Below are 6599 nucleotides of genomic sequence, written 5' to 3' on the forward strand. Positions count from 1 at the left end.
GCGGGGATTCGACTTCGTCTGGCGTCACTGTGACATTTCTTCCGTGGGTACCCGGTAGGGGGATTCTCGTCGCCGAATCACTTCGTGGGATCGATGACCCCGACGATTCGCTCGAGGTCCTCCACCGATCCGAACTCGACCACGATCTTGCCCTTTCGTTTGCCCAATCCGACTGTAACCCTCGTGTCGAGTCGGTCGGAAAGTCGCTCGGCGAGATCCTGGAGGCCCGGCATCTGCATCTGCCGGCGCTTCGGCGACGCGGGGGACCGGCCACCGGATCCGTCATCGCGGTTCGCAAGAGTGACCGCCTCCTCGGTGGCACGTACCGACAGGCCCTCGGCGACGATCCGCGCGGCGAGCGCCTCCTGGGCGTCACTACCCGTCTCGAGCGAGAGCAGAGCGCGTGCGTGACCGGCCGACAGCACTCCCGCGGCCACGCGTCGTTGCACGGGAATCGGTAGCTTCAGCAACCGGATCATGTTGGAGATCAGCGGCCGCGAGCGTCCGAGCCGAGCGGCGAGCTCTTCATGCGTGACACCGAACTCGTCGAGCAACTGCTGATAGGCTGCCGCCTCCTCCAGCGGGTTGAGCTGTGCCCGGTGGATGTTCTCCAGCAGCGCGTCACGCAGCATATCGCCGTCGGGAGTCTCCCGGACGATCGCCGGGATCGCCTCGAGACCCGCTTCCTGGCTGGCCCGCCAGCGACGCTCACCCATCACCAGTTGGAACCGCACGCCCTCGGGTGTGGGTTCGGGAAGCTCACGGACGACGATCGGCTGCATCAGTCCGAACTCGGTGATCGAGTGGACCAGCTCGGCAAGCGCGTCTTCGTCGAAGACGGTACGGGGCTGATTCGGGTTGGGTTCGATCTGCGCGGGCGGGATCTCGCGGTAGACGGCACCGACCTCATCGTGCGGGAGGGGAGTGGTGGCCGGCGCCGGGATCGTCGCGGTCGCAGTTCCGGTTCCGGTCTCCGATGAGTGAACCGAGGTACCGTCCGGACCGGCGCTCGGTACCGAACCCGTGGCAGGGGCAGAGCCGGTGGCAGGGGCAGAGCCAGCGGCCGATGACTTACCGATGACGACGTCGGCGGCGGCCGAGCCCATGCGCGGAGCGCCGGTCGCCTGATCGTCGCTGGGCCCGGTCGGAATGAGGGCCGCCAGGCCTCGACCGAGACCACCCCGGCGCTGTGCCGCGGGCTTGGTGACAGGCTTGGGAGCGGTCTTTCCCGGAGCGGAATCCTTGGGGCTCATTGGTGTCCTCCCGGCAGGTGGTGATGACAGAGTGTGCGAGGTTGCTGGTGTCGCGGTCCGACTGAAGCGGCTTTGGGCATCAGGATGTACTTGACTCGGCGGTTGGCTCAGCTGTTCGTGCGCGCATGGCCAGCTCGCGGGCCGCGTCGAGATAGCTCATTGCTCCACGTGAACCCGGGTCGTATTCGATGATCGTCATCGCGTAGCCAGGTGCTTCCGACACCTTCACGCTGCGCGGAATGATCGCGCTCAGCACCTTGTCGCCGAAGTGTCGTCGAACCTCGTCGGCCACCTGGTCGGCGAGTTTGGTCCGGCCGTCGTACATGGTGAGCACGATGGTGGAGACATGCAGCGCGGGATTCAGATGTGCTTGCACGAGCTCGATGTTTCGCAGGAGCTGGCCCACGCCCTCGAGGGCGTAGTACTCGCACTGGATCGGGATGAGGACCTCACGGGCAGCCACCATCGCGTTGACGGTGAGCAGTCCGAGCGAGGGCGGGCAGTCGATGAAGACATAGTCGATCCCGAACTCGGTGAGCGTCTCGTCCGACAACGCGTTGCGCAGTCGGTTCTCACGGGCGACCAGCGATACCAACTCGATCTCGGCACCGGCGAGATCGAGGGTTGCCGGCACACAGAACAAGCCCTCCTGACTCGGGCTCTGCTGCATGGCCTCGCGAAGAGTCACTTCACCGAGCAGGAGTTCGTAGACCGACGCGATGTCCTGCGCTCGGTGATCGATACCGAGTGCGGTGCTGGCGTTGCCCTGCGGATCAAGATCCACGACAAGGACACGAAGTCCGTGTAGGGCGAGTCCCGCGGCGAGGTTCACCGCGGTGGTGGTCTTGCCGACGCCGCCCTTCTGGTTGGCGACCGTCATGATCCGCATCTGCGCCGGGCGGGGGAGCTGGCCCGCGCCTCCCGGGGTCAGGACCTGACTGGCGCGTTCGGCGGCGGCAGCGATGGGGGTGTCAGCGTACGGCTGTGCCGCTGTTTCACGTGAAACACTCGGGTCCTGGTCGACCACGCGTTGACTCCTTTGCCCGACCTGATAGCCGCTGATACCTGTCTCGCCGGATGTGCCGGCCGAGATCTGCTCCTGGCCACCGTTCGCATTCTCGGCAGACCGCCTTCTATTCTGCGCTCTCCGTGGAGTCCACACCACTCTGCTCACCGCTTCTTTCCGCGACCGCGCTTGCGTCCGCCACTCTCAGTTCTTGTCCCGATCACGACCGTTGTGGGGGAGGGGAGTACCTCGCCACCGACGGTCTCAACACGCAGATCAGTGAGTCCGACGCGTCCGGCAGCAACCCGATCCCGTGCGATCTCATCGCCCGCCGACGCTCCCTTGATAGCCACCAGTCGACCGCCCGACCGAATCAACGGAGCCGACCAGGTGCAGAGTCGTTGAAGAGGTGCCACCGCCCTCGACGTCGCGACGTCACATTGGCCGACCGCGGTCCGGATCGACTTCTCCTCTGCGCGACCGCGCACTACGGTCACCGACGACAAGCCGAGCTCTGCGACGGCCCGTTCGAGGAAGGCGCTTCGCCGAAGGAGGGGTTCGAGTAGGACGACGTCGAGATCCGGGCGAGCGATCGCGAGGGCAACACCCGGCAAACCGGCACCGCTCCCAATGTCCACCACGGACTCACCGTCGTCGATGACTTCGCCGATCACCGCGCAGTTCAGAATGTGTCGATCCCACAGCCGTGGGACCTCTCGTGGCCCCAGCAGTCCGTGCTCGATTCCATCGGTCGCCAGGATGCGGTGATAGACCTCGGCCATTTCCAGACGATCTCCAAAGACTGCTCGGGCGGAGACTGGTGCCGGTTGTAGGTTTGTCGCGTCATCCGCGTCGCCGTGATCGTCGGACGGTCGGTCTGACACTCTGCCCCCTTCGGGTCGAAGCTTGTTGGTCTCAGTGTTTCACGTGAAACGCGGATCACTGTGGCGGGGTAGAAGTTGTCCCCAGGGACGCCCGACGATACTGGTTGCCCCGTACGCGGGCCCATTGTGTGCGTGGCAACCCGCACTGTTTCACGTGAAACATGTCGGAACGCACTTTCCCGTTTCACGTGAAACCACACTCGTGTAATTCCTTCTCCGGATACAGATAGGGCCCCGACCATGTCGGGGCCCTATCGTCGATGTTCCGGTCACGCGTTGGGTAGAACGACCACCCGCCGCTTGGGCTCGGCACCCTCGCTCTCACTGACCACACCGTCCACGACCGCAACCGCGTCGTGCACGATCTTCCGCTCGAACGGCGTCATCGGGTCAAGCGCTTCCTTCTCACCCGACTTGAGGACGCGCTCGGCGACCTCCTTACCGAGACGTGCCAGGCGGTCCCGACGGTCGGCACGCCACCGCGCGATGTCGAGCATCAGCCGGCTGCGGTCGCCGGTGGCCTGCTGCACCGCGAGGCGGGTCAGTTCCTGGAGCGCGTCGAGGACCTCGCCCTTACGGCCGACGAGCTTGGTCAGATCATCACCACCATCGATGCTCACGACCGCCCGATCGCCATCGACGTCGAGGTCGATGTCGCCATCGAAGTCGAGCACGTCGAGCAGCTGCTCGAGATAGTCGCCGGCGATCTCGCCCTCTTCGACGAGGCGGTCTTCCTCATCCACATCATCGTCGGCGTCATCGTCATCATCGTCGGCGTCATCGTCATCATCGCCGGCGTCGGCGTCGGCGTCGGCCACTGCACTGTCGGCCGCGTCGTCGTCGGTGTCACTGACCTCCGCAACCGCACTCACGTCCGCTTCACCCTCAACCGATGCACCGAGACCGTCGGCATCGCCGACTACCTCGACATCCGGATTCTCGGTGTCGCGGTCACCCTGGGTCGCTGTTTCCGCTGTCATCTCACATCACCTAACTTCAGTACTTCCACGACGGTGTGTCGTTCACCAACAGGTCTCTGGGGTATGCCGGGGCAGTGCCCGGTCATCGTCGGCCGCCGCGACGATTGCCGCTGCGTTTCCCGGCGTTCTTTCCGCCGCGGTTGCCGGTGTTCTGCTTCTTGGAGCCCGGCCCGGAACCAGCTTTGGGACGGGTGGGTTTCTGACCCGGTTTGGGCGTGCTGCCGATTTCCGGTTCCGACGGCGAGTCCACCCCCGTCTTGCCACTGCCGCTCGTGCCACTGCCGGCTTTGTCCATCACGACCTTGCCGGTCTCATCGGAATCGCCTGTCGTGTCGACGACCTCGGTGGTCTCGCCATCACCGGCAGCAGCAACCGCCGGGGAGCTCTTCTTCTTCAACCGATCCGGCCGCACACCGGGTTTGGGGGCGTTGGCCTTCAGCTTCTCCTGCTTGGCGAGCTTGGCCTCTTCCTCTTCCTTGGCGATGCGCCCGAAGACGAGATGCTGCTGTCCGTAGGTCCAGATGTTGTTACTCATCCAGTACAGGAGGATGGCGACGGGGAAGAACGGTCCGGTCACCAGGATGCCGAGCGGGAAGATGTACAGCGCCAGCATGTTCATCATGCGGGTCTGCGGATTCTCCAGTGCCGCCTCGGGCTGCCGTGCCACCGAGGCCCGTGAGTTCATGTGCGTCGCGATGGAGGCGATGATCATCATCGGGACGACGACAATCGCGATCTGGACACGGGTGAAGTCGATTGGCTCGCCCGGGTTCACGAAGGCCTGCCACTCGGTCACCGGCTGCGTGATGAACGACGACAGCGGCACACCGAAGAGTCGGGCGTCGAGGAAGTTCTGCACCTGGTCGACACTGAAGAAGTAGTTCGGTGTGTTGCGCGTCTCGGTGGGGGACATGCCCAGCTGTCCCATACCGGTGGCCGTCCGGTTGAACGACCGGAGCACGTGGAACAAGCCGATGAAGACGGGGATCTGCAGCAGCATCGGCAGGCAGCCGAGGAGTGGGTTGAACCCGTGCTCCTTCTGCAGCTTCTGCATCTCCTCGGTCATCTTGACCCGATCCTTGGCGTACTTCTTGCGGATCGCCTGGAGTTCGGGGTTGATCTCCTGCATCTTCTTCGTGGTGCGGATCTGCTTCACGAAGGGCTTGTAGAGGATCGCGCGCAGCGTGAAGACCAGGAAGACCACCGAGAGCGCCCAGGCGACACCGTCACCGCCGGGTGAGTTGGGCAGGATGTGGTCGAACAGCCAATGCCAGACCCACATGATCCCGGAGACCGGGTAGTAGATGAAGTTGAGCACGGGTTAGTTGCCCCTCACTTCCGTCGGTGGTCTACGCCAACGGAACCCGTCTTCGGGTACCGGGTCGTAACCAGGTTTGTGCCAAGGTCCACATTTGAGCAGGCGAATGACCGACAGCCACCCGCCGTAGCGAAATCCGTGTCGTTCCAGCGCTTCGACGGCGTAGCCGGAACAGGTCGGCTCGAACCGGCACGTCGGCAGACGCATCGGCGAGATCCAGGTGCGATAGAGCTCGATGACAAAGATGAGTGTGCGCCGGGGGAGTAGTCGGACCGTGGTCAGCACCCGCGACCGGGTCGTCTGCTCGCCGGCCTCGGCGCTGGACACGCTGTTCGTCACCGGCCCGCTCATCGTCGGGCACCGGCTGCCAGTCGCGGATGCCGCCAGGCCGCCTCGAGCTGCTCGGCGAGTTCGACGCTGCTGCGCTGCGCCGCACTCCGGTGCGCCCGCACCACCACGTAGGTCTCCGGCGATGGACAGCTATCCATGGTGGCGGTGAACGCGGCGCGGAGTCGACGGGCCACCGCGTGGCGGGTGACCGCCGGGCCGACGGCCTTGCTGACGATCAGCCCCAGCCACGGACCGCCGTGCAGCGCGACGTCTCGTCGGATGCGGCTGTCATCGGGCCAGACCGGCGGAACCGGTGACGCGTGCAGGACAAAATCACGCGCCGAAACCCGCACGCCCGTGCGGAGCGTGCGGGAAAAGTCGGATCCACGTGAGATCCGATGGCGGGGCGCAGTCATCGATCAGCGAACCGAGCCACATGACGGACTCGGTTGTCGGGCCGACGATCAGGCCGTGAGCTTTGCGCGGCCCTTGGTGCGACGGCTGTTCACGATCGCGCGACCGGCGCGCGTACGCATACGCAACCGGAAACCGTGCACGCGTGCACGACGACGGTTGTTCGGCTGGAAGGTCCGCTTGCCCTTGGCCACGGTGACTCCTTGTGCTCCGTGCGTGACCCCGGCGGCTTGCGCCGTGGAACCACGTCTTTCTGGTTGGTCTGTTGATCCGGGAGCGGTGCCGAACTGATGTCGGTGGTATCGGTCGGCCGACCTCGGCGGAACCGGCGATCTCTCGACCGATCCCATCGCGGCGGCCGCGCAAATCCGCAACCTGGATGACCAGTCGAGACTACTGAGAGACCGGGCTCAA

Annotated in this window: 8 protein-coding genes; all 8 read right to left on the bottom strand. The window is 64.9% G+C overall.

Annotated features, from left to right (window positions below):
* Positions 1-77 precede the first annotated feature (77 nt).
* Positions 78-1253, bottom strand: coding sequence for a ParB/RepB/Spo0J family partition protein (locus GBRO_RS24075; protein ID WP_012836441.1), 1176 nt, complete (start codon positions 1251-1253; stop codon positions 78-80).
* Between the two features lie 79 nt (positions 1254-1332).
* Positions 1333-2280 carry a ParA family protein gene (locus GBRO_RS24080; protein WP_012836442.1) on the bottom strand — a complete coding sequence of 316 codons (948 nt, stop codon included), beginning with the start codon at positions 2278-2280 and terminating at the stop codon, positions 1333-1335.
* Positions 2281-2423: 143 nt separating this feature from the next.
* Complete coding sequence (gene rsmG / locus GBRO_RS24085) at positions 2424-3041, bottom strand: 16S rRNA (guanine(527)-N(7))-methyltransferase RsmG (protein ID WP_012836443.1); 618 nt, start codon at positions 3039-3041, stop codon at positions 2424-2426.
* Positions 3042-3412: 371 nt separating this feature from the next.
* Positions 3413-4123, bottom strand: a complete 711-nt coding sequence (locus GBRO_RS24090) for a Jag family protein (RefSeq protein ID WP_041920083.1) — start codon at positions 4121-4123, stop codon at positions 3413-3415.
* A gap of 82 nt (positions 4124-4205) precedes the next feature.
* Entirely contained in the window at positions 4206-5441 is a 1236-nt protein-coding gene (gene yidC, locus GBRO_RS24095) for a membrane protein insertase YidC (protein ID WP_012836445.1), read from the bottom strand.
* Between the two features lie 3 nt (positions 5442-5444).
* Positions 5445-5792, bottom strand: coding sequence for a membrane protein insertion efficiency factor YidD (yidD, locus tag GBRO_RS24100; protein ID WP_012836446.1), 348 nt, complete (start codon positions 5790-5792; stop codon positions 5445-5447).
* Positions 5789-6187 carry a ribonuclease P protein component gene (gene rnpA / locus GBRO_RS24105; protein WP_012836447.1) on the bottom strand — a complete coding sequence of 133 codons (399 nt, stop codon included), beginning with the start codon at positions 6185-6187 and terminating at the stop codon, positions 5789-5791. Before rnpA ends, yidD begins: the two co-directional genes overlap by 4 nt.
* A gap of 48 nt (positions 6188-6235) precedes the next feature.
* The gene (gene rpmH / locus GBRO_RS25620; protein ID WP_012836448.1) at positions 6236-6379 is read right to left on the bottom strand and encodes a 50S ribosomal protein L34; all 144 of its coding nucleotides are present in this window, start codon (positions 6377-6379) and stop codon (positions 6236-6238) included.
* Positions 6380-6599 lie beyond the last annotated feature (220 nt).

It is taken from the genome of Gordonia bronchialis DSM 43247 (genome assembly GCF_000024785.1).
GTDB lineage: Bacteria > Actinomycetota > Actinomycetes > Mycobacteriales > Mycobacteriaceae > Gordonia > Gordonia bronchialis.